Origin of the sequence: Mongoliibacter ruber (assembly GCF_003003005.1) — a bacterium.
In the GTDB taxonomy this organism is placed as follows: domain Bacteria; phylum Bacteroidota; class Bacteroidia; order Cytophagales; family Cyclobacteriaceae; genus Mongoliibacter; species Mongoliibacter ruber.
This window is the reverse complement of the sequence record NZ_PVTR01000009.1, coordinates 98,374-122,774: the sequence shown is the minus strand read 5'-3', so window position 1 is coordinate 122,774 and position 24,401 is coordinate 98,374. Positions and strand designations below refer to the sequence as shown.

24 protein-coding genes are annotated in these 24,401 nt (G+C 39.2%); 9 read left to right on the top strand and 15 right to left on the bottom strand.

Annotated elements, in window-relative coordinates; genetic code table 11:
- Window positions 1–66 precede the first annotated feature (66 nt).
- On the top strand, window positions 67–2,169 hold the full coding sequence (locus CLW00_RS15440) for a T9SS type A sorting domain-containing protein (RefSeq protein ID WP_106134596.1): 2,103 nt from the start codon (window positions 67–69) through the stop codon (window positions 2,167–2,169).
- A gap of 131 nt (window positions 2,170–2,300) precedes the next feature.
- Entirely contained in the window at window positions 2,301–3,383 is a 1,083-nt protein-coding gene (locus tag CLW00_RS15435) for a hypothetical protein (protein ID WP_146131435.1), read from the top strand.
- Between the two features lie 43 nt (window positions 3,384–3,426).
- On the opposite strand, the gene CLW00_RS15430 is transcribed toward CLW00_RS15435, so the two are convergent.
- The 9 genes from CLW00_RS15430 to CLW00_RS15390 all read right to left on the bottom strand — a co-directional run bounded on the left by CLW00_RS15430 (window position 3,427) and on the right by CLW00_RS15390 (window position 11,447).
- The gene (locus tag CLW00_RS15430; RefSeq protein WP_106134594.1) at window positions 3,427–4,044 is read right to left on the bottom strand and encodes a response regulator; all 618 of its coding nucleotides are present in this window, start codon (window positions 4,042–4,044) and stop codon (window positions 3,427–3,429) included.
- Window positions 4,041–5,945 (bottom strand): tetratricopeptide repeat-containing sensor histidine kinase, encoded by a 1,905-nt coding sequence (locus CLW00_RS15425; RefSeq protein ID WP_106134593.1) that lies wholly within the window; start codon window positions 5,943–5,945, stop codon window positions 4,041–4,043. Before CLW00_RS15425 ends, CLW00_RS15430 begins: the two co-directional genes overlap by 4 nt.
- Before the next feature lie 102 nt (window positions 5,946–6,047).
- Window positions 6,048–6,869, bottom strand: coding sequence for a 3-methyl-2-oxobutanoate hydroxymethyltransferase (panB, locus tag CLW00_RS15420; RefSeq protein ID WP_106134592.1), 822 nt, complete (start codon window positions 6,867–6,869; stop codon window positions 6,048–6,050).
- Between the two features lie 6 nt (window positions 6,870–6,875).
- Window positions 6,876–7,379: a phosphoribosyltransferase family protein gene (locus tag CLW00_RS15415; protein ID WP_106134591.1), complete on the bottom strand. Its 504-nt coding sequence runs from the start codon at window positions 7,377–7,379 to the stop codon at window positions 6,876–6,878.
- 85 nt (window positions 7,380–7,464) lie between these two features.
- Window positions 7,465–8,388 (bottom strand): ribosome small subunit-dependent GTPase A, encoded by a 924-nt coding sequence (gene rsgA / locus CLW00_RS15410; protein ID WP_106134590.1) that lies wholly within the window; start codon window positions 8,386–8,388, stop codon window positions 7,465–7,467.
- An 11-nt stretch (window positions 8,389–8,399) separates the two neighbouring features.
- Window positions 8,400–9,401: a Stealth CR1 domain-containing protein gene (locus CLW00_RS15405; RefSeq protein ID WP_106134589.1), complete on the bottom strand. Its 1,002-nt coding sequence runs from the start codon at window positions 9,399–9,401 to the stop codon at window positions 8,400–8,402.
- A gap of 4 nt (window positions 9,402–9,405) precedes the next feature.
- A complete protein-coding gene (locus CLW00_RS15400) occupies window positions 9,406–10,266 on the bottom strand; it encodes a glycosyltransferase family 2 protein (RefSeq protein WP_106134588.1) in 861 nt (286 codons plus the stop codon).
- Window positions 10,267–10,371: 105 nt separating this feature from the next.
- Window positions 10,372–11,001: a peroxiredoxin gene (locus CLW00_RS15395; protein ID WP_106134587.1), complete on the bottom strand. Its 630-nt coding sequence runs from the start codon at window positions 10,999–11,001 to the stop codon at window positions 10,372–10,374.
- Between the two features lie 32 nt (window positions 11,002–11,033).
- Window positions 11,034–11,447, bottom strand: coding sequence for a Fur family transcriptional regulator (locus tag CLW00_RS15390; protein WP_106134586.1), 414 nt, complete (start codon window positions 11,445–11,447; stop codon window positions 11,034–11,036).
- A gap of 308 nt (window positions 11,448–11,755) precedes the next feature.
- On the opposite strand from CLW00_RS15390, the gene CLW00_RS15385 reads away from it, so the two are divergent.
- Together CLW00_RS15385 and CLW00_RS15380 are read left to right on the top strand one after the other, a co-directional pair.
- Window positions 11,756–12,241: a low molecular weight protein-tyrosine-phosphatase gene (locus CLW00_RS15385; RefSeq protein ID WP_106134585.1), complete on the top strand. Its 486-nt coding sequence runs from the start codon at window positions 11,756–11,758 to the stop codon at window positions 12,239–12,241.
- A complete protein-coding gene (locus CLW00_RS15380) occupies window positions 12,234–13,109 on the top strand; it encodes a fructosamine kinase family protein (protein ID WP_106134584.1) in 876 nt (291 codons plus the stop codon). The genes CLW00_RS15385 and CLW00_RS15380 overlap by 8 nt, the downstream gene beginning before the upstream one ends.
- On the opposite strand, the gene CLW00_RS15375 is transcribed toward CLW00_RS15380, so the two are convergent.
- The gene (locus tag CLW00_RS15375; protein ID WP_106134583.1) at window positions 13,101–14,372 is read right to left on the bottom strand and encodes an aspartate kinase; all 1,272 of its coding nucleotides are present in this window, start codon (window positions 14,370–14,372) and stop codon (window positions 13,101–13,103) included. The genes CLW00_RS15380 and CLW00_RS15375 overlap by 9 nt on opposite strands.
- A gap of 59 nt (window positions 14,373–14,431) precedes the next feature.
- Here CLW00_RS15375 and fbp point away from each other — a divergent pair, with 59 nt between their 5' ends.
- Window positions 14,432–15,469: a class 1 fructose-bisphosphatase gene (gene fbp, locus CLW00_RS15370; protein WP_106134582.1), complete on the top strand. Its 1,038-nt coding sequence runs from the start codon at window positions 14,432–14,434 to the stop codon at window positions 15,467–15,469.
- 38 nt (window positions 15,470–15,507) lie between these two features.
- Here the strand turns inward: fbp and CLW00_RS15365 are convergent, their stop codons facing one another.
- The 3 genes from CLW00_RS15365 to yihA all read right to left on the bottom strand — a co-directional run bounded on the left by CLW00_RS15365 (window position 15,508) and on the right by yihA (window position 17,060).
- Window positions 15,508–15,810, bottom strand: a complete 303-nt coding sequence (locus CLW00_RS15365) for a hypothetical protein (protein ID WP_106134581.1) — start codon at window positions 15,808–15,810, stop codon at window positions 15,508–15,510.
- Between the two features lie 142 nt (window positions 15,811–15,952).
- Entirely contained in the window at window positions 15,953–16,396 is a 444-nt protein-coding gene (locus CLW00_RS15360) for a DUF5606 family protein (RefSeq protein ID WP_106134580.1), read from the bottom strand.
- 55 nt (window positions 16,397–16,451) lie between these two features.
- A complete protein-coding gene (gene yihA / locus CLW00_RS15355; protein ID WP_106134579.1) occupies window positions 16,452–17,060 on the bottom strand; it encodes a ribosome biogenesis GTP-binding protein YihA/YsxC in 609 nt (202 codons plus the stop codon).
- Window positions 17,061–17,219: 159 nt separating this feature from the next.
- Between yihA and ubiE the strand changes: the two genes are divergently transcribed.
- Together ubiE and porT are read left to right on the top strand one after the other, a co-directional pair.
- A complete protein-coding gene (ubiE, locus tag CLW00_RS15350) occupies window positions 17,220–17,942 on the top strand; it encodes a bifunctional demethylmenaquinone methyltransferase/2-methoxy-6-polyprenyl-1,4-benzoquinol methylase UbiE (protein WP_106134578.1) in 723 nt (240 codons plus the stop codon).
- On the top strand, window positions 17,891–18,706 hold the full coding sequence (gene porT, locus CLW00_RS15345) for a type IX secretion/gliding motility protein PorT/SprT (protein WP_106134577.1): 816 nt from the start codon (window positions 17,891–17,893) through the stop codon (window positions 18,704–18,706). The genes ubiE and porT overlap by 52 nt, the downstream gene beginning before the upstream one ends.
- Window positions 18,707–18,866: 160 nt before the next feature.
- On the opposite strand, the gene CLW00_RS15340 is transcribed toward porT, so the two are convergent.
- The gene (locus CLW00_RS15340; protein WP_106134576.1) at window positions 18,867–20,030 is read right to left on the bottom strand and encodes a PQQ-dependent sugar dehydrogenase; all 1,164 of its coding nucleotides are present in this window, start codon (window positions 20,028–20,030) and stop codon (window positions 18,867–18,869) included.
- A gap of 142 nt (window positions 20,031–20,172) precedes the next feature.
- On the opposite strand from CLW00_RS15340, the gene CLW00_RS15335 reads away from it, so the two are divergent.
- Both CLW00_RS15335 and CLW00_RS15330 read left to right on the top strand, forming a co-directional pair.
- Entirely contained in the window at window positions 20,173–21,297 is a 1,125-nt protein-coding gene (locus CLW00_RS15335; RefSeq protein WP_211300203.1) for a sugar phosphate isomerase/epimerase family protein, read from the top strand.
- 6 nt (window positions 21,298–21,303) lie between these two features.
- Window positions 21,304–22,257 (top strand): sugar phosphate isomerase/epimerase family protein, encoded by a 954-nt coding sequence (locus tag CLW00_RS15330; protein WP_106134574.1) that lies wholly within the window; start codon window positions 21,304–21,306, stop codon window positions 22,255–22,257.
- A 5-nt stretch (window positions 22,258–22,262) separates the two neighbouring features.
- Here the strand turns inward: CLW00_RS15330 and CLW00_RS15325 are convergent, their stop codons facing one another.
- A complete protein-coding gene (locus CLW00_RS15325; RefSeq protein WP_170073229.1) occupies window positions 22,263–24,203 on the bottom strand; it encodes a transglutaminase-like domain-containing protein in 1,941 nt (646 codons plus the stop codon).
- Between the last annotated feature and the right edge of the window lie 198 nt (window positions 24,204–24,401).

Sequence of the window (24,401 nt, the reverse complement as noted above, 5' to 3'; positions counted from 1 at the left end):
CGGATTACTTATATCCTATATCATTTAGAAACGTTTAATTTTAGGTTCATACAGGAAAGCGCATTGATGAGGTATTTAGTTTCAGTTTCATTTTTGTTTTTTAGTCTTTTGTCATTTGGGCAGCAAAATTTCACTTTTGATCAGTCTATACCTGTATCTACCTCAGAGGGGCAAGTATCTATGCCCTTTACCCCTGGCATCAATGCGGCCCAATTTCAGGAAATGGATACCAATGGAGATGGGAAGGATGAGTTGGTGGTCTGGGATATCAATTCCCGCAGGATTCTGGTTTTTGCTTTTGACGGGGAGCAATTTAACTTTCTGCCTGGAATGGGACTTTATTTCCCCTCCGATGTCAATGGCTTTTTGGTATTGGCGGATTTTGATGGAGATGGCCGAAAAGACCTTTTCACCTCCAGTCCATTTGGAATAAAGGCCTACAAAAATATAACCCCTGCCGGTTCAGCTATTCCTCAATGGGAGGTTGCCCAGAATTTCCTACGCTTGGACAACGGTAGTAATGTTACAGCCAATAATTTGGATACACCGCTATTTATTGATATTGATGGAGATGGTGATTTGGATATTTTGACCTTCAATTTTGCTTCAGGTGACTATGTTGAGTTTTTTCGAAACACCAGTATGGAGCGGAAGGGTATGCCTGATATCGATGGTTTTGCCTTTCCGGAAGCAAGGTGGGGAGGTTTTGAATTCTGCGATTGTGGGATTTTCAGTTTTGGGATAACCTGTTCTGGAATGCCCATTGGAATGGTGGAGGAAGAATTGCCTCAAGGGAGAATTGAACATGCAGGGGGGCATTCTCTACTTTATGCAGACTTTGATGGAGATGGTGTGAAGGATTTACTGATGGGGCAAGACGAATGCAATACTTTATACTTTTTGCCCAATAAAGGCGCCAACTCAAATCCTGTTTTTGATGAATTTCTATTGGAGCTCCCTGGTTTTGGAAGGCTCCCGGAATTCCCGATTTTCCATGCAGCGTATTTGTGGAAAAATAACCTGCTGGTGAGTTCATTGGCTTCGGGCACAGCAGCAACATTTCAAGCTGATTATGGCAACAATATTTTCAAAGGAGAAGGAAATGGATTTAGTTCTTTTCTGCAAGATCAGCTACTTGATTTAGGGGAGAATTCCCGTCCATTCTTCAAAGGATTTGCCAGTGATGGAGAATTGATCATGACCGCCAACTCATTTTTCAATGGAAAAGTAGTGGGCAAAGCGGTCAGGTTTAGTGTCACGGAAGATGTATGGACCCTGCTGGACGAAGATTACTTAGGACTATCATCCTTTGATTTGCTCGACTTGCAGTATTTCGAATACCAAAATGCAGCGGGCAATCGCTATTATTGGTTGGTGGGTACTGACACTGTCAACTTTGCCTTGACCAGAAAAATATATATAAGCTCAAGCGCTGACTTTGTTGAGAAAAGAGAGGTAGTAATCCCGAATCTTCAGTCATCGCCTTTGGATCAAATAGCTCTTTTTAATTACGAAGGTACAGATCACCTATTGTTGGCCAGACAAACAGGTGAGTTGGTGTTGTATAAGTCAAGGGATAATTTCAATTCGCTCGAATTGGTGGAGCGGCAGTTTTTGGGTTTTTCTGATAATCCGGCCAATAGAAACCTGAATATCCATATCGTTCAAGAAGGTACAACTTCTTTGTATGCAGTCGATCAAAGGGGAGTGCTGACCTATATCAATGACTTTATGAACCAAAATCAAAGGGAAACTGTGCAACTCAGAGGGTCAGCGTCACTAGACTTTTTGCCGAGCAGGTTAGGGCGGATTACTTCCATCAGCAGTATCCCAAGACCATTTGACAATTCACGGGATTTGCTGTTAGGCTCATCTGGAGGAGGATTGGAGTTTCTTAAAAATGAACTCACACCACAAATACCAGGAGAAGAGCTCTTGCTCAAAGTTTTCCCAAATCCTTCATCCGGCACTTTTTCAGTGCTCAGCACACAGCGGTTAGATCTTCGTGTGGTCAATACCTTAGGGCAGGTCATTGCCGAAGGTCTGGAAATACCTGCCAATAGAAGTAATACTTTTCAATTTCCACTGCTGAATCCTGGGGTGTATATCTTGGATTTCACAACGGATACAGGGAGAAAAATCACCAGAAAACTGATTGTCAGGCCTTGATTTTTTAAGGGTTATCCGTACTGGTGGGTATACGGAAATACAATTAGAAGGGTATTTTTTGAAAAGGTTGATTTGGGGACTTTTACTATGTGAATTTATTCATGTCTTTTTAACCCCCAAAATTCTCAATCATGAAGAAAACAGTAATAGTTTGCCTAGTCGGCATAATGGTCAGCCTAAATGTTTCTGCTCAAGACTTATTTGAAGGCATAGGGACTAAAGGTTCCCAAAATAGAAACATTAAGGGAGCTGAAGGTTTTATTGTCCCTCAATTGAGTGTTGGCTTTGAGACCTTTATTGAAACAGTCAAAATCCAGCAAGAAAGCAAGTTGAGTAATGTCAGAAACAACTTGGCCACAGTCGGTACCAATAAAAATTATGTACGAAAATCCGGTGCTGCAAAAGTGACGACTATACTTAGTGTGGATATGGGTCCTGAAGATTTTCAGAGCCTAACCAACGATTTTCAAAAAATACTAGAGGAAGAAATTGAGAATGCAGGATTCAAAGTGACGCCATTAGGTGAGCTTGTTAAATTCAATTCCTATGCTCCTATCAAAGAAAGGTTTGGCAATAAAACCGAAAAAACTAAAGGCAAAACAGCCGAAGTAGAAGTTGGGGATGGGAAGGTGATGTTTTTGCCTGAAGGTGGTATCATGATGTACAATGGAGATTTGAGGTCAGTTTCAATGGGTATTGGCCTGATTAAAAACCTCAAGAATCTCATGCAAGAATCCAATTCTGTGATATTGATGCAAAATCTTGACATTGACTTTTCGAATGTTGAGTTGGATGTGGATTTTAAAAGCAGAATGCGGGTATCCACTTCAAATGTGGGTTATTACAAAGTAACCTCTTCTGACAATAGCACTTCCACTGATGCCAGTTACAATGTTTATCCTGTAATGAAGATCAAAAACAACAATATGGGCATTGTGGATAAATCCGGTTCTATGCCAGCGGCACCTGTATCCTTAAAAGAGGATTTTGTTTCTGACATTCCTTATGAAGCCAATTTGTACACGGACAAGAAAAAAAGTGAATCCTTATTCACTCAACTTTTTTCATTAAAAAGAAAAGTGGATGTTGATTTTGATCCTATCATCGTGGAAATGAGTAAAGAAGCGTACATGGATGCGAGCAGGCATTTGTTTAGAAAGTACAGCCAGGAATTTGCAAAAACACTGGCAATCGGAGCCAAGGGGGGTAAATAATCCGATCATTTTTTAGGCCGGGGAGATTCTTCCCGGCAATTTTTTATATCAGGTTGTTTGCATAGGCAAATTTGATCAAACCTACCAAAGTTCCAGTTTTAGTCTTTCGGAATATATTTTTCCGGTGGGTTTCCACTGTTCTCTCGGAAATAAACAATTGCTCTGCGATATCTTTGTTGGAATATTCTTTTGCGATTAACTTGAGGATTTCTCTTTCTCTATCTGTCAAAAGCCTGTCTTCATCCGGGAAATTCAGACTGTTGATGATGATTCTGTTTATATTATTGCTGAGGTAGATTTTACCTTCCCTCACATATTCAATGGCCAGTTTTAACTCGATGTGAGAGTCATTTTTCAGTACGTACCCTTCTACCCCCTCTCTTAAAATTTCTTTCACCAAATGGGTTTCATCATGCATACTCAGCACTATGATCTTGATGTTTGGGCTTATTTTTTTTACCAACCTGACCAAGCTAAGGCCATCCATTCCGGGAAGGTTAAAATCCGTAATGAGTAGATCCACAGCCTTGGTTTTTAATAACTCTAGGGCTTGTTCTGCTGAATTGGCTTCTCCTATGACATCTATCGATGCTTCCTGAGACAACAAGCTTTTTATCCCATCCAAAAGAATAGCATGATCATCCACCAACAATACTTTCATTTTTCCAATACTTTAGGTTCCAGTATTTTTATTTGAGGCTTGAATGCAAGTATCAAAGTAGTCCCCTTAGCCGAAGGATTGGAATCTACTTCCAAAGCTCCTTTGATTAATTTCACTCTTGAATTGATATTTTTCCAACCATGCCCTTTGCTTTCTTCCAAAAGGACTGCATCAAACCCTTTACCATTGTCTTCTATGGTCAACCTGAGTTCATCTTCATCATTGACCAATTGGATATCGATTCGGTCAGCACCACTATATTTGAGGATATTGTTACACCATTCCTGAATGATCCGGTAAAGAGAGATTTCCTGAATTTCAATAAGCCTTCCGTCGAAATCAAAGGACTGAACACCCACCATGACTTTTTTACTGGAGTTCAACCGTTGGGCAAATTCCCTGAGTGCAGGCATGAGTCCATGCTGCACCAAAGTTTCGGGCATCATATCAAAAGCGATCTGCCTTATTTCTTTGTGCATTTCTCCGAGGATATTTTCCGAATGCTCAAATAGCGCCATTTTCTCTTCAAGATTCTTATCATCATTTAATCCTGAAATATTCAATCTCAATGCAGTGATCAATTGTCCGAAGCCATCATGGAGGTCTTTGGCAAATCGTTTTTTCTCTTCCTCTTGGGAAGAAAGTGCAGCACGGATGGCCGCTTCACGTATTTGGATTTCCTTTTCCTTTTCCAGCAATTCCTGTTTCTTTTGGAATCTGTTCTGATTCAAAAAATGGATAACTATCAAGAGTCCAATGATCACCACGAGAAGCAAAACAAAAAATATGATCCAATTGAAACGGGCTTGGTTTGCCTTCAATTCCGTTTCTTTTTCAATGATTTCTCTATCCTTGAGGGCAGTGCGGTATTTGGTTTCCAAGTCTTTGGCTACCTTGACCCGGTCTGCTTCAAACAAGGAATCTTTGATGTCAATCAGTTTTACCAAACTATTGATGGCTTCCGGGTAATTTCCAATAGCATTGTAGATTTTGAATTGTTCGTCATAAATCCATTTATACATTTCGGCATATTTGGACTTTTGCGAATAGTAGAGTCCGGAATCCAGCAGTGCCAATGCCTCTTTATAATTTTGAGCTGAGTTTTCAGTCATGCCTGCGTTGATATACACCACACTTTTGGCATAATCATTATTTGTTTTCTTGTAAAAATCAAGGCCCAAGTTGTTATATAATCTAGATTGCTCAATATCTCCTTTCAGCAAATAAGCATATCCGGTATTTACAATAGTAGGCCCTATGGTCATTGAGTCCAGAAAAGGGGTGAGTTCCAGTATTTTTTCGTAATAGAAGATTGCGCTATCAGGGAGGTTCATTTCACTGTATGCAGCTCCAATGATATTCAAAGCATTTGTTTGGGAAATCAAGTATTGATTGTCCTTACTTTGGGCTACTTGGTAGGCCTTTTTTCCAAATTCTACTGCTTTTTCATAGTCATGAAATAGCCTGTGAATTTGAGATAGAGACTTATTGATCTCACTCAAAATTTCAGGATTTCCAATTTTTTCTGCAAAATCAAGTGCATCGAGATAGTGTTTTATACCTTGATCATATAGCCCTGCTACTTCATAATAGTAGCCTATTCGCTTGTAGACTTTGATTAATCCTTGTTTATCGTTGCCGGACTCAAGCAATGGAATCAGTTCCCTTTCCAAGGCCATCATGGAATCCCTGTCATGCAGACGGCTAAAAAAGCTATGCTTAGCATTTAGGTATTGAATCTTGTCATCCTCTGATTTGATCAGGCTTTTGGCTTTGGAAAAATAAGCCTCATAATCTGATTTGCTGTTTATGGCGCTATCAAGAACTGTGGCCAAATCCTGACCAGAGCTAATGGATAAAACAAATAAGAAAAGAAAGTGTGAAAACAGTAATTTCCTCATTTATCGGGGTTTGTTGTCTAAAAATAAACAATTGCATATAAAAATAAACACCTCAATCCCAATAATTAATGCTTTAAAACTGACGACCCAAAATGGAGCTAATCAATAGCTCTCATTTTCATTCGGGAATGACTTGTTTTTGACATCAGCAATATAATTCTGAACTGCCCCGGTCATGACTTCCTGAAGGTTGGCATATTGTCTCAAAAATCTAGGTTTGAACTCCTGATTGATACCCAACATGTCGTGGACTACAAGAACTTGCCCATCTACTTGACCTCCTGCACCAATTCCAATAACAGGGATCGTTACTGTCTCAGCTACTTTCTTGGCCAAGGATGCAGGGATTTTTTCCAGAATAATGGCAAAGCAGCCACACTCTTCCAAAAGCTTTGCGTCTTCTACCAGTTTATTTGCTTCTTCTTCCTCTTTTGCCCTTACGGTATAGGTTCCGAATTTGTAGATGGATTGTGGGGTAAGTCCCAAGTGGCCCATTACCGGAACGCCTGCACTTAGGATTCTTGCTACTGATTCTTTGATTTCTGAACCACCTTCTACTTTGACAGCATGAGCACCTGATTCTTTCATGATGCGGATAGCCGAACGTAAAGCCTCTGACGAATTGCCTTGGTAAGAACCAAATGGAATATCGACCACTACAAATGCTCGCTTCACTGCCCTGACTACCGAAGTAGCATGGTATATCATCTGATCCAAGGTGATAGGAAGGGTGGTTTCGTGCCCAGCCATTACATTGGATGCAGAATCTCCAACCAAGATGATATCAATACCCGCGGAGTCCACAATTCCTGCCATGGAAAAATCATAGGCAGTAAGCATGGAGATTTTTTCCCCGCGATTTTTCATTTCCTGAAGAATGTGGGTGGTGATTCTTTTGATATTGGATGATTGGTGTACAGACATTTTGTATCAGTGAAGGTGGACGGTTTGGGTTTCCGGAGATAAATCTACGGTAATGTGCTCATTGAGAGTGGTAGCCAATTCAAGGCCAGTGTAATCAGGGGTGACCGGAAATAATTTATGACTTCTGTTGACCAAGACTGCCACTTCCATTTTTTTGATCGGGATATCTAAAAAGGGCTTAAGGGCATATACCAAAGTCTTGCCGGTATTGAGTACATCATCCACGATGATGACACATCTGTCAGTAAGGTCTGTTTTTTCGGAGAGCTGAACTTCTCCTCTGAAAACATCCTTTTTGTCTAAGTTGATCTCAAGCACTGTGGTTTGAATATCAGAGATGTTTTCCAGTGATTCGGCCAAAAAACCAGCAAGTAAATGGCCCATTCCAGTAATACCTGCGAAGACTATATTGTCTTCAGAAGCATTTCTTTCATAGATTTCGAATGCCATTCGGGTGATTTTCTGCTTGATTTTTTTTTGATCTAGGACCAAGGTTTTTAGGCTGCTCATCTGGATATGATAATTCTGGTTTTAGTGTCTGAAAATTAAGTTAATTGGGCTTGGATTCAAAACAAGTGTCTGCAAAGTTCCTGATCTATCTGTGATCGTCTTCCTCATGAAGGATATTGACATAGCTTTCGTATCGGTAGGGATGGATATATCCTTCTTCGAGTTTGTCCAAAATGACGCAGCCAGGCTCGTTGAGATGCTTGCAGTTGTTGTACTTACATTGACCAAGGTATTTCCTCATTTCCACAAAGTAATGGGAAAGCTCGTAATCATCTATATCCAAAATACCAAATTCCTTGATTCCCGGAGTATCAATCAAGTAGCCACCATTCTCCAGTTCAAACATTTCCGCAAAAGTGGTGGTATGTACCCCTTTTGAACTGAATTTTGAAATCTCTTTGGTGGTTTGCCTAGCTGAAGGGATTAATTTGTTGAGAAGGGTAGATTTGCCTACCCCGGAATGACCAGAGAGAAGGGTTGTTTTGCCTTGTAGTAGATCAGAAAGTTCGTATTCAAAACTGTTGTCCTCCAAAGCGGAAATCTCAAAAACAGGGTAACCCAAAGTTTCATAAATATCATGGATATCTTGAAGGAAATCGAGGTCTTTCTCTTTGTATTCCAAGTCCATTTTGTTGACGATGATTGAAGCGGGGATCCTAAAGCTTTCAGTACTTACCAAAAATCTGTCTATAAACCCAAGAGAAGTCCTAGGGCTTCGAAGTGTAACAATCAAAAATGCCTGATCAATATTAGAAGCAATGATATGGGAATGGTGGGCTTTTCTTGTTGACTTTCTGATGATGTAATTTTCTCGGGGGAGGATGTCAGCTATCACAGTGGACTCATGGTCACCTTCGTTTTCCAAAAGCACTTGGTCACCTACAGCAATAGGATTGGTCAGCTTGAGATCTTCTTGCTTAAACTTCCCCCTCAACCGGGCATTTTTGATGCCATCTTCTGTCTGGACCACATACCAGCTTCCTGTGGATTTGATTACTCTTCCTTTCATAGTGGGTTGCTTTATAGCTCTAGGGTTTTTTCTAACCAACCAGTGATTTTCTTTTGTTGTTCAATACTACATAGTTCCAGACTCTGAACATTCATAAAAAGTATTGAAGGGTTCTTTTCACAGCTTTTTAATTTTTTATCTATGTAATTTTTATTCCTGCCATAAGGGTGAAGGTATATAAAGGAAGGTTCGGAAAAGTTTTTATTCCCCTCGTTTATTTCCAAATGATAATATAAAGCAGCGCAATTGAATTGTGAATTATGCCTGAATTTGTATTTGATCTGATCAATTAGAATTCCGGGTTTTTTTTGAAAAAAGGAGGACGCATTTTGACCGTTTACGGTATGTGGAGTATGACTTGAAAAAAAATATTTCCATTTGAATCCCGTTACTTTTGCAGCATTCCATTGGCCAACATGGAAAGATGGCTTAGGTTGAAATGTTTTGTTTTTGATTATGTCATGATGATAAAATTGCCTAAGTCCATTCCATAAGTTTCTTAAAACGGGTCTCAACAGCCATTTTCCTCGAATTACCGGTTTTCCCTTGATAAAAAGATTTTCAGGTACTAAAGGCTTTACAATAAACATATCATCGCTAAGGAAAATAAAATTATCTGAAATGCCTTCAATTTTCCATAGCAATGCTTCAATAGCGCGGCTATTGAATGTTGGAAGAAACTCGAGATGATCTCTAAAAATCTCCTTATGATCAACGATCCTTAAATCAGGGAGTTTCTGTGGGAAATACTCCTTTATGTAAGAATCAATATTTGGGTTTTGATTGTCTGTAACAATGTAAATCTTACGGATAAATGGAGCAAACTTCAAAATTGATAATACACAATATAGAAGTTCATTGGCATTTCCAAATCTTGTTTTTTCTGCACCGGGGACATGTTTTCTAGATGTACCTCCTAGAGCTTTTTCTATTTTTTTTTGATGTGCTGGGTCTTCACCATTCACCCAAGTGATTACGGCATCGATTGGTATATTAGTATTTGTTATCCCCATTTTGTTAGACAATTCCTTTAAACCTGTCAGGTATTTCTACTACAAGTTTTAATTTAAGCATCGTTGGTTTGTTCCATGCCCAAATGGGCCTTGCATAACTTTGAATTTTTCTAGCTATGCGAAGCCAGTTTTCGTTGGTTTTGGGATTTGCCTTCGTTATTATATCTATCGTTTTAGCTCTTTTTTTGATATGGCCTTCCCTTCCTGTTGACATGCGATCCTTATCAAGAAATCGATCTTGAATCATTTTGTAATCTACGGATCCAAAATGGAAAAGGTATAAGTTTGGATCTATTTTAAAGTTGTGTCCTTTGACCCTATGAAAACCAGATCCCCAATTTACAGGTTTTGAAATCACAGATGGTTTGGTGTATCGAGAAGATAATAGGGCATAAGATCTTTGTTCCAAAAATGATCCGGATTTATCCAAAGTTTTCTCCAGTTCCATATCTTGTCCTACATCCATTCCCAGTCCCGAAATGGAAGGCGATATGGAGACTTCGCTTAAATACTGTGCTAATGATTTATTGCATTTTGGATCTACTAGTAAAAATTCATCTGCATCCACGCCAATGATGATGTCATATTTATTTAGTAGCTCTTTTGCTCTGTCAGACAAAAAGTTAAGTCTCCTTTTTTCAGCTTTCACAACGTGTTCGGCAACTCTTTCTACATGAATAATATTCGATTTTCCTGCATTTTTAGGCACAGGCTGGTCTTCGCCATCCAAATAGATGTACAGGTTTTCTTCATCCAGTTCTCTGCCGTAATATTCAATCCACTTTGTGAGGAAAAAATCGTCATTCCTTGCCATAGTAATTACAGCGATTTTTTTCTTGGAGGAAATTTTGATACTACCTGTCATTTCTAAGCTGTATTTTGAGGCAAAGTTAGGCTTATTTAACTTTATCGGAAACAAAAAAAGTCCTGAAACTTAGTTCCAGGACTTTAACACTCTTTATAAGAAGTATTAGTTTTTGCTCAAGTATTCAGCTACACCTTCTCTGGTTGCTGACATAGCTTCTTTACCTTCTTCCCAGTTAGCAGGACATACTTCACCGTATTTTTCAACGTGGTGCAAAGCATCTACCAATCTGATCATTTCGTCAATGTTTCTGCCTAATGGAAGATCATTGATAGTTTCTTGTCTTACCACACCTGCTTTATCAATAAGGAAAGTTCCTCTGTATGCAACTGGTGCTCCTTCGAAAGTTAAATTACCTTCTTCATCGTAGTTCCACTCACCTGCCAATACACCGAAATTGTGTGCAACAGTCTTTGAAGAATCAGCTACAAGAGGATAGGTAACTCCTTCGATACCACCGTTTGCTTTTGGAGTCATCAACCACGCCAAGTGAGTTTCTTCTGTATCCGTAGAAGCGCCAACTACAGCGACTCCTCTTTTTTCGAATTCAGCTAGTTTTTCTTGGAATGCAAGAATTTCAGTTGGACATACAAAAGTGAAATCTTTTGGATAAAAGAAGAATACTACTTCTTTGTTGCCGATATATTGCTCTAAAGAGAAACCTTCTACGATCTCTTCGCCATTGATAACAGCCGGAACTGAAAATAAAGGTGCTTTTTTACCTACTAGTGACATAATTTATTTTGTTTATTAGTTTTATAATATTGTTACTTTTTTCTTCCTTTAAATACAATAGAAACTTCTTCTACTTCAAAGTCTTTAAGTTTGTGACCTGAAATGAAATTGTGGATTATTTTTTCCAATTCTTCATTTCTGAAATCCTTGATTTCGTGAGTTTCTTTGCAATACAAATGACTATGGGCATCGATAATCGCATCAAAGCGCATAACCCCGTTTTGATCCATGAATTTTTGGATCAGTCCGGTTTGCACAAAACTGTCCAAGGTCTTGTAGACTGTTCCTAGAGAGATACTGGGATTGGCCGATTTTATATCCTCAAAAACCTGATCAGCAGTCGGATGACTGTCTGCCTGATGCAGTGCGTCATAGATCACCCATCTTTGATGGGTAAACTTTAATCCACTGTCGGTAATCTTATTTTTGATGAATTCGGTTGTCATATATTGTTAAATAAGAATAATTCTTATTTGATAATTGTTGCACAAAGGTAACTCTTGACTTTTGTCTTAGCAAACAAAATTTAGAATATTATTTCGAAATCGATTGCGAAAAGGAATTGAAACAGTTTAAAATTTTGAATAAATAGTTTTAATGTTTAATAAATTTTTCAAAAATCTAATTATCAATGTGTTATGTGTGTAATTTTTTCAAAAATCGAGTATAAGTTTTTCTTTCAAGAAAGTATTCTGGATAAATTTTATTTAAATTGTAGCATTGATGACGATCACCCACAACCATTAATATCCTCATGATTAAAGTGTTATTCGTATGCCTTGGAAATATTTGTAGGTCCCCACTTGCTGAGGCCATATTCAATCACAAGCTCAAGAGTGTAGCATTAGATTATAAAATAAAATGTGACAGTTGTGGAACTTCTGATTACCACATCGGGGAGCTGCCAGATGAAAGAACCATAACCTGTGCTCAAAAACACAAGATTCCAATAAGCCATCGAGCGAGGCAGTTGAATAGGGTTGATTTGAGAGAGTTTGATTATATAATTGCCATGGATCAGTCTAATATGGACAATATCGAACAACTGATTCTTAAGAATTCACTAAAGCATCAAAATGTTTATCTGATTCGGGAGTTTCAACCAAACACAACCAATTTGGATGTACCGGATCCTTATTATGGAGGACAGGATGGCTTTGAAAATGTTTACAATATTTTGGATGATTCTCTAAACCATTTTCTTGAGCACCTTAAATTGGAGCATCAGGTTTATGTTTGATAATTCTGAATTTTTTGAAAAAGCGATTTTTTTAAGTTTGGGTAAAAATATACCTATTCAACAAGCCACACTGATAGCTGCCGGCAATATCAATCAAGGTGTTTTGTTGGAGACATCAGAAGGACGATTTTTTTTGAAAACAAATTTTGAAACCGAAAAAGATATTTTTGATAAAGAAGCCATGGGGCTAAAGGTTTTGCGAGAAAATACACCTCTGGAAGTTCCTTTGGTGCATGGATCCGGAAGGATTGGGGAGCAGAGTTTTCTTTTGATGGATTGGATTCAATCTGGCAAGCCAAATGTTTCCTATTGGAAAGAGCTTGGTCTTGGTCTGGCACAACTACATATGGTAACGCAGCCTGCTTTTGGCTTTCATGAAGACAATTACATTGCCTCATTGACACAATCAAACAATCCCCAAACTTCATGGGCGGATTTTTTTGTAGAAAACAGGCTTGAGCCCATGATGGGCAAAGCATACTATGAAGGCTTGATTCCTCTGGGTTTTTACAAGAAATTCCAGCTAATATATCCTCTTTTGGAATCGATTTTTCCAAATGAAAAACCAGCTCTATTGCATGGAGACCTGTGGTCAGGAAATATTATAAAGGGAAAAGACGGAAATCCCGCATTGATTGACCCCGCTGTATACTATGGGCATAGAGAAATGGACTTGGCTTTTTCCAGGTTGTTTGGAGGTTTTGATGGCGAGTTTTACGAAGCATATAATACCCTTTTCCCTCTCGAGCCTGGTTTTGAAGAAAGAGAGTCAGTCTATAATCTTTACCCGCTTTTGGTTCATTTACTTTTATTTGGAAAAAGCTACTTGCCCGGTATTCAAAAGACTGTGCAAAGACTTTTAGGATAATGGGGTTAAAACTGCTTGAAAGGTAACCCTGGTAATTTGTTCCAAAAGTACATTCTGTCCATTGATGCAATCTTCAATTAGTTTCTGGGATGGGTTTTTGATAGTGAGGAGCTGCAAACCTTCATTGTATTTGATTTCATATTTTGAATCAAGCTTCCCAACCAGTTTTTCCAGTTTGAAAAGCTGCTTGTCTATGACAATGGAAATACTTATGGCGGAGGTTTGAAGCAGGTTGACCCTGAGTTTTAATTTTTCCAGCTCTGCATATACCTCATGAATGTGTGATTCATTGATAAAAGTAAAATCAGTCACTTTAAAACTCACCAATACTTGTTCATCTTTCACCACCAAGCAGGGTGTTTTGTTCACCTCTTTTACATGGTGGATTTTTGTGCCACTTTGCGCAGGGTCCAAGAAGGATTTGACAAAGAGAGGTATTGAGTGATTTGCAAGGGGCTTGATGGTCTTAGGGTGAATGACAGAAGCTCCGTAGTAAGTGAGTTCAGCTGCTTCTTTGTAATCCAGCTCTTCAAACTTGACGGTGTTTTCAAACCGCTTTGGATCAGCATTGAGCACTCCGGGTACATCCTTCCAGATTGTCACAGAGCTTGACTTCAAAGCTGTGGCTAAGATTGCAGCTGAATAGTCAGAACCTTCCCTACCTAGTGTGGTAGTTTTTCCGGTAATGCTTCGGGCAATGAAACCCTGGGTAAGAACAGGAAACTGCAATAGCTTTGGCAATAAATACTTCTTGATATTCGCTTTTGATTTTTCCCAATCTACTAATGCAAACCGGAAATCATCATTGGTAATAATCAATTCCCTTGCATCTTCCCAAAGGCAGTATTGCCCTTGTTCACACAAAAACTCCTGCACTATACGGGAAGCAATAATTTCCCCAAAGCTTATAACGCTGTCGTAGACTTCATCATAATTGTCCTTGTGTAATGCTCCGTCCAATGTACGGGATAGTTTTAAAAACATATTTTCAATTGCTGGAAAAATGGCGTGCTTGGGTTCAAATAAATCAGAACAAATTTGAAGATGATGGTCTTTTAAAATTGTAATATTTGAAGAATATTCCTCGTTATTAAGTTTTTTACTTAAGATAAGTTCTAAAGCATTAGTAGTTTTTCCCATAGCCGAAACCACAATTACAGTATGATTTCGCAATCGATTGTGCAAAATTTTAGATAAGTTTCTGATAGAATCTGCATCTTTGATAGATGCTCCTCCAAATTTGAAAACAAAAGTTTTTGCCATTAAAATTAATTTGTAATTTTCGAAAGGTATAAATCTTATATATAATTTTTCTAATATTTATGAAAATTAAAAAATACACTCCAGATAAGTCTGGTCTAGCCTATTCAGTAGGTGTCACTTTAGACAGATTTATCAAGATCAAGCAAGAAGACTTTACTTTTGCTTCGGGAGAGCTGTCTCAATTGCTAAGGGATATTGCACTTGCTTCAAAGATAGTAAATCGTGAAACCAACCGAGCAGGCCTTGCCAATATTGGAGGAGCTTTTGGACAGACCAATGTACAAGGAGAAGAGCAGCAGAAGCTGGATGTCATTGCCAATATCCGTTTTATGCGAGCATTATCCAAAGGTGGTGAAGTATGTGCCATTGTCTCTGAAGAAGATGATGAAGTGATTGATCTGCAAAACAAATCGGGTAAGTATGTAGTGGCTATTGATCCTTTGGACGGGTCTTCTAATATTGATGTAAATATTTCCATTGGCACTATTTTTTCAATATACAGGAGGATAACACCTGTCGGAAGTCCTATCCAAATTGAAGATGTTATGCAGCCTGGAGCCAATCAGGTCGCGTCCGGCTACGTCTTGTATGGTTCATCTACGATGCTCGTATACACCACAGGACATGGTGTTAATGGTTTTACGTATGAACCCTCCCTAGGGGAGTTTTTTCTGTCTCATCCAAACATGAGAGCACCGCAGAATGGGAAGATTTACAGTGTCAATGAAGGTACTTACAATCATTTTGATGATGGTCTGAAATCATATATTCAGGAATGTAAAAAAAGAGAGTACAGTGCAAGGTATATCGGTAGCTTGGTGGCTGACTTTCACCGAAACCTCCTCAAAGGTGGAATCTACATCTATCCTGCTACAGCAAAGGCACCAAATGGAAAGCTTAGGCTACTCTATGAGGCTAATGCACTTGCATTTATAGCGGAGCAAGCAGGAGCCAAAGCAACTGACGGTAAGCAAAGGATTTTGGAAATAATGCCTTCCTCTTTACATCAGAGAACGCCCTTGTATATAGGATCAGTCAAGATGGTGGATGAGGTAGCTCAATATCAAAAAAACAACATTGCAATAGTTTCTCAATAGATCAAAAAGGGCTGTCTGATGACATTTGACAGCCTTTTTTACATAAAGTCACTGTACTTCCTGCGAATTTCGATTTTTAGGATTTGTCTTTCTATAATTGCTATTGAAAGGTCTTTGGCCATTTCTTCAGGTGAGGATTCGTGGAGTATTTTTTTCAATTTGTTCTCTCCAAGGTCTATGCGGTAGCATATTTGAAGAAGCCTCTCAAAATCACGGTCTAGCATTCTAGAGACCAATGGGACTAATAGCTGAAGCAAGTAACCTTGATCCTTCACTTCTATCTCGGAAGGAAATTCAAAGTCCTTTTTCAAAATACTGAATACTTCTTCTGCTACTTCCATTTATTTTTAATACTTCACTTTCAAAAGTCTTTATTCGGGTCTCCGGATTTTTTTTCCTATCTAAAAAGAATAATCAAAACCACAAAATCAAAAAAGCTGTCGGGATATCCCGACAGCTTCTAAGCTAATAGATTAGACGGCATTATTCCGCAGAGTCACTTTCTGTCTGATTTTCTGCTGAGTCTTCAGTTTCCTGCAAGGCTTCTGGAGCATACGTCCTGATGATTTTATACCATGCCACCAATTTCTTGATGTCTGAAGCATACACTTTGGCTTCGTCATACTCGGGAAGAACATGTTTAAGAAAAGCCCTAAGCTCGTCTGCATCAGCTCCGCTCTCGAGTCCAAGATCACCTTCAAATTCTTTTTCTATAGTGGCCATGACATCTTTTAGGGCAGTAGCACCTTCTTCATTCATGGTGTAAATAGAGATTTCGGCAAGAATACTCACCCTATGGCTGGCACCTACTACAAGCTTGGACTTCTTTTCGTCTAAACTCTCCAAAATGACCCCACCTTTGGTAGGTTTCAATATTTTGTACAATCCGGGCTTGCCGGATACAGTTGCTATTTCATTAAAATTCATAAACTATGCTGTTTTGAGGCTACAAATATAGAACATACCTCTTAATGCCCAAGGCTTACTTTAGGCTATCGTAATATTCAATGACTTCGTTGTCAATAAATGCAATTACATCTTCCTTACCTTCAGCGTTTTGGGCGGAGGTAATAAAATATTGAGGAGCTTCACCAAATATTTTCACACATTCATCCAAGAATTTGCTTACGTTTTGATTTGTCTTCGATTTTCCTTGTTTATCGGACTTAGTAAAGATGATGACGAATGGAATACCATGTTGTCCACACCAAGTAATAAATTCAAGATCTATTGGTTGAGGGTCAAGTCTACTGTCCACCAATACAAATAAAGCGACAAGGTTGTCTCTGTTTGTCAGGTAATCACTGATCATTTTTTCCCAGGTATTCTTGATGCTTTTGCTGACTTTGGCAAAACCATAACCAGGTAAATCTACCATAAACCAGTTGTCATTTATTTCAAAATGATTGATCAACTGTGTTTTACCGGGTTTGCCTGATATTTTAGCCAAGTTTTTGTGATTGGTCAGCATATTGATCAAGGAGCTTTTCCCGACATTGGATCTACCTATAAAAGCGAATTCTGGCTTGGTAGGAGCGGGACATTTTCTGTAGTCTGTATTACTAATGACAAATTTTGCTTGCTTGATCATGACCTGTTATTTTTTGCAAAGGTAAGTTTTTTGTTTCAATTCCCCCTTCTATTGAATTACCGTTATTGAAAGAGGAAATACAGAATTAGCCCTTTACTTGTCAACATTTTTCATATGCTCGGGTTTACTTAGTAATATTGCACAACTTAATGAAGATCGATGTCAGTAGTACCGTATAAAGACAAGCAAGAAGGGAAAAAAGAGCAGGTTGCTGAAATGTTCAATAACATCAGCAAGAAGTATGATTTTTTGAATCATTTGCTCAGCCTAGGGATAGATATTATCTGGAGGAAAATAGCCATCAAACAACTAAAGAAAGATCAACCTAAATTGATTCTGGATATAGCCACAGGAACAGGAGACTTCGCCATAGAGGCATTGGCTCTCAATCCTGATAAAATAATCGGTGTTGATATTTCTGAAGGAATGCTCAATGAAGGCCGTAAGAAAATGAAAAAGCGTAAACTTGATCATATCATTGATTTACAGCTTGGAGATTCAGAGAAGTTATTGTTTGAAGATAATAAGTTTGATGCTGTCATCGTTTCTTTTGGAGTTAGAAACTTCGAAAATCTCGAAAAAGGACTGGCAGATATGTATAGGGTGCTACGACCAGGTGGTAAAACTGTCATAGTGGAATTTTCCAAACCAAAGAAATTCCCAATGAAGCAAGGATATAATTTTTATTTCAAATATATTTTGCCTCAAATCGGAAAACTTGTATCAAAGGACAATTCAGCTTATACTTACCTTCCGGAGTCCGTGCAAGCGTTCCCTGATGGAGATAATTTCCTGGCAATTTTGAAGAAAGTTGGCTTTAAAAACACAAAATGCAAACTATTAACATTCGGTATAAGCTCCATTTATATTGGGGAAAAGTAATCCTGATTGCTTTAGGATTTATTTTTTTAAACCAAGAAAGTTTTGCGCAAGCAAGATTCAATACCATTAGCAAGGCGGGGCAGGATGACAGGTTTTTGTCATATGGCTTCTTCCTTGCCGGGCATACCAATTACTATCAGATAAAATACTCTGAGGCCTTTATGGATCCGAATAACGTGCAAACTTCTCGCGTCAGAAGTGTCGTTCCTATTTATTCCCCAGGGTTCTCATTGGGATTTCTGGCGGTTTTCAGGATACATGATCAGTTTAATATTTTGCTGACTCCCAAAATCGGATTCTATGAATTCCGTACTGATATTAACTATTTTGATGACTTTCAGAGTCCTGAGCCAGGTTTGATTAACACTCCACCGGACACTCCTATAAATACATCTTTTGAGTCTGGGACACGAAGCGTAGTGACAGAAACAACAATGATTGAGTTGCCCTTAATCTTTAAATACAAAGCGCAGAGGTTCAATAACAATAGGATGTTTTTCACCGGCGGAGGTAGTGTAATGTGGAGAACCAAAGATCAGGAGGAGGCAGATTTAGAGCCATTGGTTACCACAGGTAGGGATTTTACTTTGGATATCGGTATGGGATTTGACTTATACTTCAAGTATTTTAAATTTTCACCGGAAATCAGGTTCTCTCATGGGCTAGTCAATTTGTACAGACCTGAAGAAACAGACCCCGCCTTTAGAGATGTAATATCAGAACTTAGAAGAAAGACCATTACCCTGTATTTACACTTTCAATAGGATTTAAAAACGACTGTGAATTAAATAAAACAGACCTGGCAGGTTTTAAAAACCTGCCAGGTCTTATTTTTTCGAGCTTATCTTATTTCAATTCGGAGTAAACAAAAAAGGAGTGCCTCAAATTGAAGCACTCCTTTTATATTTTATAGCATCACTGAAGTTATTCCTGAGGAATCAATTTAATCATCAAACCTGTAGCCTCTGTTACGGCATATATATAGCCATCAGGACTTTGGGAAACTTGTCTTACTCTACCAATGTCTTCCAACAATTTTTCTTCCGTGACATAATTGGTTCCATCCATTTCTACTCTCGCAATGTGTTGTCCGGCAAGTGCAGCCACTAGGATATTTCCTTTCCAAGCTGGATACTTATCCGAAGTCACCATTGTCATGCCACAAGTGGCGATGGAAGGCACCCAATATGTGACAGGATCTTCAATTCCTTCTTTTTGTGTTTCCTCAGAAATGATGGATCCATCATAGTCAATGCCGTAAGTGACTTCCGGCCAACCGTAATTTTTTCCTTTTTTGATCAAGTTGAGCTCATCTCCACCTTTAGGACCATGCTCTACCGACCAGATTCTATCGTTTTCTGCATCATAGATCATACCTTGTGGGTTTCTGTTCCCATATGTCCAGATTGAGGCATTTGCACCTTCTTTGTCCACGAAGGGATTGTCAGACGGTATACTTCCGTCATCATTTATTCTATGGATTTTGCCATGATCATTGTCCAATTCTTGTGCATTTTGAGGTCTACTTCCTTTATCACCATTAGAGAAATACAAGTATCCATCGTTGTCAAAAACAATCCTATTGCCAAAGTGACGTCCACCTTTCCACTCAGGTCCACAAACAAAAATCTCTTCCAGGTCAGTAAGTGCATTTCCATTGAGTTTTGCTCTGGAAATGACCAAAACTTCACCTTCACCTTCTTCTCTGGCATATGACATGTAAAGCCAGCCATTGTTGTCATAATCTGGGTGAAGGGTGATATCAAGAAGTCCCGCTTGATTGACTTCCTTAATTGCAGGCATATTGCTTACCTTTTCACCGGTAAACTTATCATCCTCAAAAATCAAAATTTCCCCTTTTCTTTCAGTGACAAGCATCCTGCCATCAGGAAGCCAAGTCATACCCCAAGGGTTGTCAAAACCTGTATAAAGTGTATCCACTTTGATTTTCATTTTTTCAGTTGAAATTGCAAAAGGATCCGGTTCAGGGTTTGTATTTGCAGAAGAATTGCCATTTTCCTCACAAGCAGACAAACCTGTCATTAATGCTGCAGTCAGAATAAAAGATAAATTCCTTAAGTTTTTCATAAAGTTTATTTTCGTTGATTCCCAAATTTAATCAAATTATCGTGGAAATGTTTTTGCCATTTTACGAGCGGCATCCTATTCAGGGATAAAGCCTTTAAATTGCATTTACTGAAATTGTTGAACCGAAAATATATTAAAACCTATGAATAACCAGATTTGGATCATGACCTCTGCTTTTGATCAACTCGATCTCGATCAGACAATCGATAAAGCTAAAGAAGCGGGGGTTCAAGGCTTGGATGTGTGTGTCTTTAGAAAAGATGGTACAAGGGATGATTTTGTAGCTACTCATATAGACTATGATAATTTTGGACTGGATGAAGCCACAAAAATCATTGATAAATTTAATTCAGCTAAGCTCAGGTTGTCCATAGGAGCCTTTGATAACTTGATCGGAGGAGACGAAGATGCCAAAGTCAAAAACCAGAACCATCTTTTAAAATTGATCCGAATGGCTTACCTGATGGGGGGAGATGAAAATGATGTCAAAGTAGGGACTTTTGTAGGATATAACCATGAGTTGGGAATTCAGGAAAATGGTTTTGAAAAAAACCTTGAGGAATATCAAAAAATCTTCAGGCCTATCATCAAATATGCAGAAGACCTTGGCGTGACCATATTGTATGAAAACTGCCCTATGGAAGGGTGGCGTTCCTCAGGCTACACCACCACATTCAATAATCTGCCCGGGGTACTTGCTGCCCGTAAAATCATGTATGAACTGATTCCCAGCCCCAACCACGGGGAAATATATGATCCTTCGCATGACATTTGGCAGAATACAGACCCTGTGTCCGTGATCGAAAATACAGATATGTCAAGACTTAAGCGTATTCATGTCAAGTCGACAAGAAATATTCCCGATCCATTCTGGGGGAATATGTACCCCATGCAAAAGGTAAAACCAGAATGGGCAGAAAAAGCCGGTATCCCCCACAGCACCAATGAATGGGATAGGCACCATTACGAGGCGACCTTACCGGGATTTGGATTGGGAGATAGCATGGATTGGAGGGCTTTTGTCGATACTTTAAGAAAAAAAGGTTTTGTAGGGCCTTTTGAAATCGAAAACGAAGCCAAGCTTTCCAAACAAACGGGAAAATTGGCAGCCATCATGCAAGGCTGTAAAGCTGCCGTTCAAAATCTCGCACCTTTGTTGTATCCTTTGACCGAGGAAGGCTTCCAGTATCCTGAAGCTGAAATCGTCCCTTTGAAGCAAGTATCTAGAAAAGATATCGAAATAGCTACAATTGACAAACTCACGTAAACAGCCATGGAAAGAAGAAATTTTATCAAATCAGCCTCTATACTGTCCACAGCCTTGGTAACTCCTATATGGGCAAGTGCATTCTCAACTTTCAAAGCAAGAGAGTTTAAGATCTCACTTAACCCAGGAATGATCGGCGTCAAGGCAAATCTAGCGCAGACATTGGATTATGCGATTAAATATGGTTTTGAAGCTATCAGCCCATCTACCCAAGAGGTAATGGCAGATTACAGTGACAGCCAACTTGAGGAACATAAGGCCAAAATGAAAGCTCATGGCATTAGTTATTGCTCCAACAATATTCCGGTGGAGTTTAGAAAAGACAATGATACTTTCAAAGAAGGTTTTCAGGGACTCAAGAAATTTTGCAAGGCCATGGAAAAACAGGGTGCTACCAGAATGAATACCTGGATCATTTCTTCACATAGTGATTTGACTTATACCCAAAACATGAAACAGCATGGTAAGAGGTTGGGTGAATGTGCGAAAGTAATGGAGGACCATGGGATTAAATTTGGCCTGGAATACCTAGGGATGAGAACAATGCTCAACCAAAACCGCTACCCCTTTATTTCCAGTATGGAAGAGTGCAGAGACCTGATAGCGGCGACTGGTCAGGGGAATGTCGGCTTTGTCTTGGATTCTTTTCACTGGTATTGTGCGGGTGAGACTATTGAGGATATTCGATCTCTGAAGAAAGAGGAAATTGTGGTAGTAGATATCAACGATGCCAGATCAGGCCTTACACGAGAGACACAGGTAGATGGGAAAAGGGAATTACCCTTAGCTACAGGTGTTATCCCTATGAAGGATTTTATGCAGGGACTAAAGGATATTGCGTATGATGGAACTGTGCGGACGGAGCCCTTTAATCAGGAATTGAATCAAATGGAAGATTCGAAAGCGCTAGATCTTAACATTCAGGCAATGAAAAAAACAATTGCATTGGTAGAAGAATAGGCTTATCAGTCTAGAGTTATGTACTCCGGTATGGTTTTGAGGATTTTGTCTTGGAAGTCTTTTCTATAAAACACTTTTGTGTTTCCTTCCTTGTCATCCAATTCTATTCTTTCGACCCTGACGGGAGTATCCCGAGGACCATTTGGCCGAAAAAGAAGGTGGTGTGAGCCAAACCTCCTGTTGCAGATTGACCTTCTAGTTCCTAATTTTTCCCCATCAAGGGTTTCAAAAAATACCCTGAAAGCAGGTTCTGTGTCCCGAGGTTTGTCATTCAGTGGTTTGATCCCCCCTGATGCTTCAATCAAAATAACACCTCGGTTGCTTGTGAAATAATCTTCTTCGTCGGTGATCATCAGGATTGACTCTATCTGTACAGGTCCTGAATAAAGCGGTACATCTTTGACCAATTCAAAGCCATAGTCCATTATTTCTTGGTTGAAATTCCTTGGGAGTATATTGTACGACAGGTTATTTGGACCTCTCAAATACAAGGAATTCATTTGATACCTCCCATAAGGATGATGTGGAGGAACGTATTGAAGGGTATTGAAAGCGAAGTAGTAGTCACCTACCCGAAAGTTGCCCAATCCATTGGCCCGGACCTGTACACCATCCTGATGCACAAAATCCATGATGGTACTGATGCCTCCGGAAGCTTCACTTTGTGTTTTACTTACTGCATAAAAAAAGGTGTAATGCAGGCCATCGGGAGCTGCCGGTACTCTTTCGGGAAAGAAAGGGGAAATGTAAACCGGTTCGGGCATAAATTTGTCCACTGCCGGCCACCTAGCTAAAGTAACTCCTGTGGCGAGATCCATGTCCTCAAGATTTCTCAACTGATACTCACGGATATTTCCTAAGCTGTCGGTCATTCTGAGTCTAGTCACCCTGTATTCATTTGCGATATTTTCTGTTTGAAGATTCCAACCCAGAGGAGCCTTAAAAACACCCTCTTTGGCATTTCCTTTATCCAAGGAAAAAAGCAGTGTTTTTCCAGGGCCTGCATAGTTTGGAGACTGCATGTCCATCCTGATTTCTTCTATTCCGGTATTTTCATCCTTTGCTATGATTGTCACCTGTACATTTTTATGTCCTTCTTTTGGATCAAAGTGGGGTGGATCAAAAGCGATATCCAAAAGTTCAGGCGGAGAAAGATCCGGATTTTCAATACTCGGGTCTATTCCTCCAAGTACTGTTTTGTTCAGGTCGCGAGCCAACCAACGGAAGTTCCTTTGACCCTCAATATCCCAATCATAGTGTGTATAAAGTACAATATTTTCAATAAATGGCATTCCAGGGCCTTGGGGTTCATAAGTAATCCAGCCATCTAAAGACGGATAGTATACTTCCAGCAAATAATGTGGGATCAACCTGTTTTGGTCTGGCCTTGCGATAAAGGTCCGTACGGTTCTGGCAGGAATCCCCAATTGCCGTAAAATTGCGGCTGGCAGGTGTGTAAAGCCTATGCAGTTGACCGTGCGGGTGTCAAGAGATTCTATGGCTGAAGGGACATCGTTTGGATTTCCCCATATCAAATGGCTACGGTTCCATCTCAGTACCTCAAAGACTACCTCTTTTGCATTTGGTTGATCTAGTTTGGAAAGAATTTCCTGGGCAAGTGCGCTGATTCTGGGGTTTTCACTTTCTATTTTTGGGGAAGGATTGAGATATCTCTGATCCAAAGTGCCCGGAATTTCTTCTAAAGGGAAGGGGTCCTGGGGAGATGGCATTTTGTCCGCCAAGGTATTGACAATTTCTGCTCTGTACTCTTCAACTATTTTAATTTCAGTGGAAAAATTGAGGCTTTTGTAGGACTGCATTTCAGGAAGGCCAAGAGGGCTGTGTATCAGAAATAGTCTGGAAATTCCTTCTATTTCATTTTTTTCAAGTATATCCTCCATTTCCACCTCTGTATCCTGCGCAGAAATTCCCCCTATATTACACACTGAAAATAGAAGAATTAACCCCCCAAAAATAACAAGCCTATTAGAATTCATTTTGATCTTATTGATTCAAAGAATTCTAAGTTAAAAAATTAATAAGGAATTGATAAGGTCAAATGTATAAACAGTGGAATTGGGTTAGAATTGGAATTTATTCCCATCCTATCTCAAAACACCTGTCATTGGTTGGGGATGTTTTTA

Excerpts from the sequence above, each read along its gene's own strand:
- CLW00_RS15330 (WP_106134574.1), top strand. The coding sequence starts at position 21,304 with ATGGAAAGAAGAAATTTTATCAAATCAGCCTCTATACTGTCCACAGCC.
- CLW00_RS15365 (WP_106134581.1), bottom strand. The coding sequence starts at position 15,810 with ATGGAAGTAGCAGAAGAAGTATTCAGTATTTTGAAAAAGGACTTTGAA.
- CLW00_RS15390 (WP_106134586.1), bottom strand. The coding sequence starts at position 11,447 with ATGACAACCGAATTCATCAAAAATAAGATTACCGACAGTGGATTAAAG.
- porT (WP_106134577.1), top strand. The coding sequence starts at position 17,891 with ATGCAAACTATTAACATTCGGTATAAGCTCCATTTATATTGGGGAAAA.
- CLW00_RS15375 (WP_106134583.1), bottom strand. The coding sequence starts at position 14,372 with ATGGCAAAAACTTTTGTTTTCAAATTTGGAGGAGCATCTATCAAAGAT.
- CLW00_RS15425 (WP_106134593.1), bottom strand. The coding sequence starts at position 5,945 with ATGAGGAAATTACTGTTTTCACACTTTCTTTTCTTATTTGTTTTATCC.
- rsgA (WP_106134590.1), bottom strand. The coding sequence starts at position 8,388 with ATGAAAGGAAGAGTAATCAAATCCACAGGAAGCTGGTATGTGGTCCAG.
- CLW00_RS15385 (WP_106134585.1), top strand. The coding sequence starts at position 11,756 with ATGATTAAAGTGTTATTCGTATGCCTTGGAAATATTTGTAGGTCCCCA.
- CLW00_RS15340 (WP_106134576.1), bottom strand. The coding sequence starts at position 20,030 with ATGAAAAACTTAAGGAATTTATCTTTTATTCTGACTGCAGCATTAATG.
- ubiE (WP_106134578.1), top strand. The coding sequence starts at position 17,220 with ATGTCAGTAGTACCGTATAAAGACAAGCAAGAAGGGAAAAAAGAGCAG.
- panB (WP_106134592.1), bottom strand. The coding sequence starts at position 6,869 with ATGTCTGTACACCAATCATCCAATATCAAAAGAATCACCACCCACATT.
- CLW00_RS15400 (WP_106134588.1), bottom strand. The coding sequence starts at position 10,266 with ATGACAGGTAGTATCAAAATTTCCTCCAAGAAAAAAATCGCTGTAATT.
- fbp (WP_106134582.1), top strand. The coding sequence starts at position 14,432 with ATGAAAATTAAAAAATACACTCCAGATAAGTCTGGTCTAGCCTATTCA.
- CLW00_RS15440 (WP_106134596.1), top strand. The coding sequence starts at position 67 with ATGAGGTATTTAGTTTCAGTTTCATTTTTGTTTTTTAGTCTTTTGTCA.
- CLW00_RS15405 (WP_106134589.1), bottom strand. The coding sequence starts at position 9,401 with ATGGGGATAACAAATACTAATATACCAATCGATGCCGTAATCACTTGG.
- CLW00_RS15415 (WP_106134591.1), bottom strand. The coding sequence starts at position 7,379 with ATGAGCAGCCTAAAAACCTTGGTCCTAGATCAAAAAAAAATCAAGCAG.
- yihA (WP_106134579.1), bottom strand. The coding sequence starts at position 17,060 with ATGATCAAGCAAGCAAAATTTGTCATTAGTAATACAGACTACAGAAAA.
- CLW00_RS15395 (WP_106134587.1), bottom strand. The coding sequence starts at position 11,001 with ATGTCACTAGTAGGTAAAAAAGCACCTTTATTTTCAGTTCCGGCTGTT.
- CLW00_RS15435 (WP_146131435.1), top strand. The coding sequence starts at position 2,301 with ATGAAGAAAACAGTAATAGTTTGCCTAGTCGGCATAATGGTCAGCCTA.
- CLW00_RS15380 (WP_106134584.1), top strand. The coding sequence starts at position 12,234 with ATGTTTGATAATTCTGAATTTTTTGAAAAAGCGATTTTTTTAAGTTTG.
- CLW00_RS15430 (WP_106134594.1), bottom strand. The coding sequence starts at position 4,044 with ATGAAAGTATTGTTGGTGGATGATCATGCTATTCTTTTGGATGGGATA.
- CLW00_RS15335 (WP_211300203.1), top strand. The coding sequence starts at position 20,173 with ATGAATAACCAGATTTGGATCATGACCTCTGCTTTTGATCAACTCGAT.
- CLW00_RS15360 (WP_106134580.1), bottom strand. The coding sequence starts at position 16,396 with ATGAATTTTAATGAAATAGCAACTGTATCCGGCAAGCCCGGATTGTAC.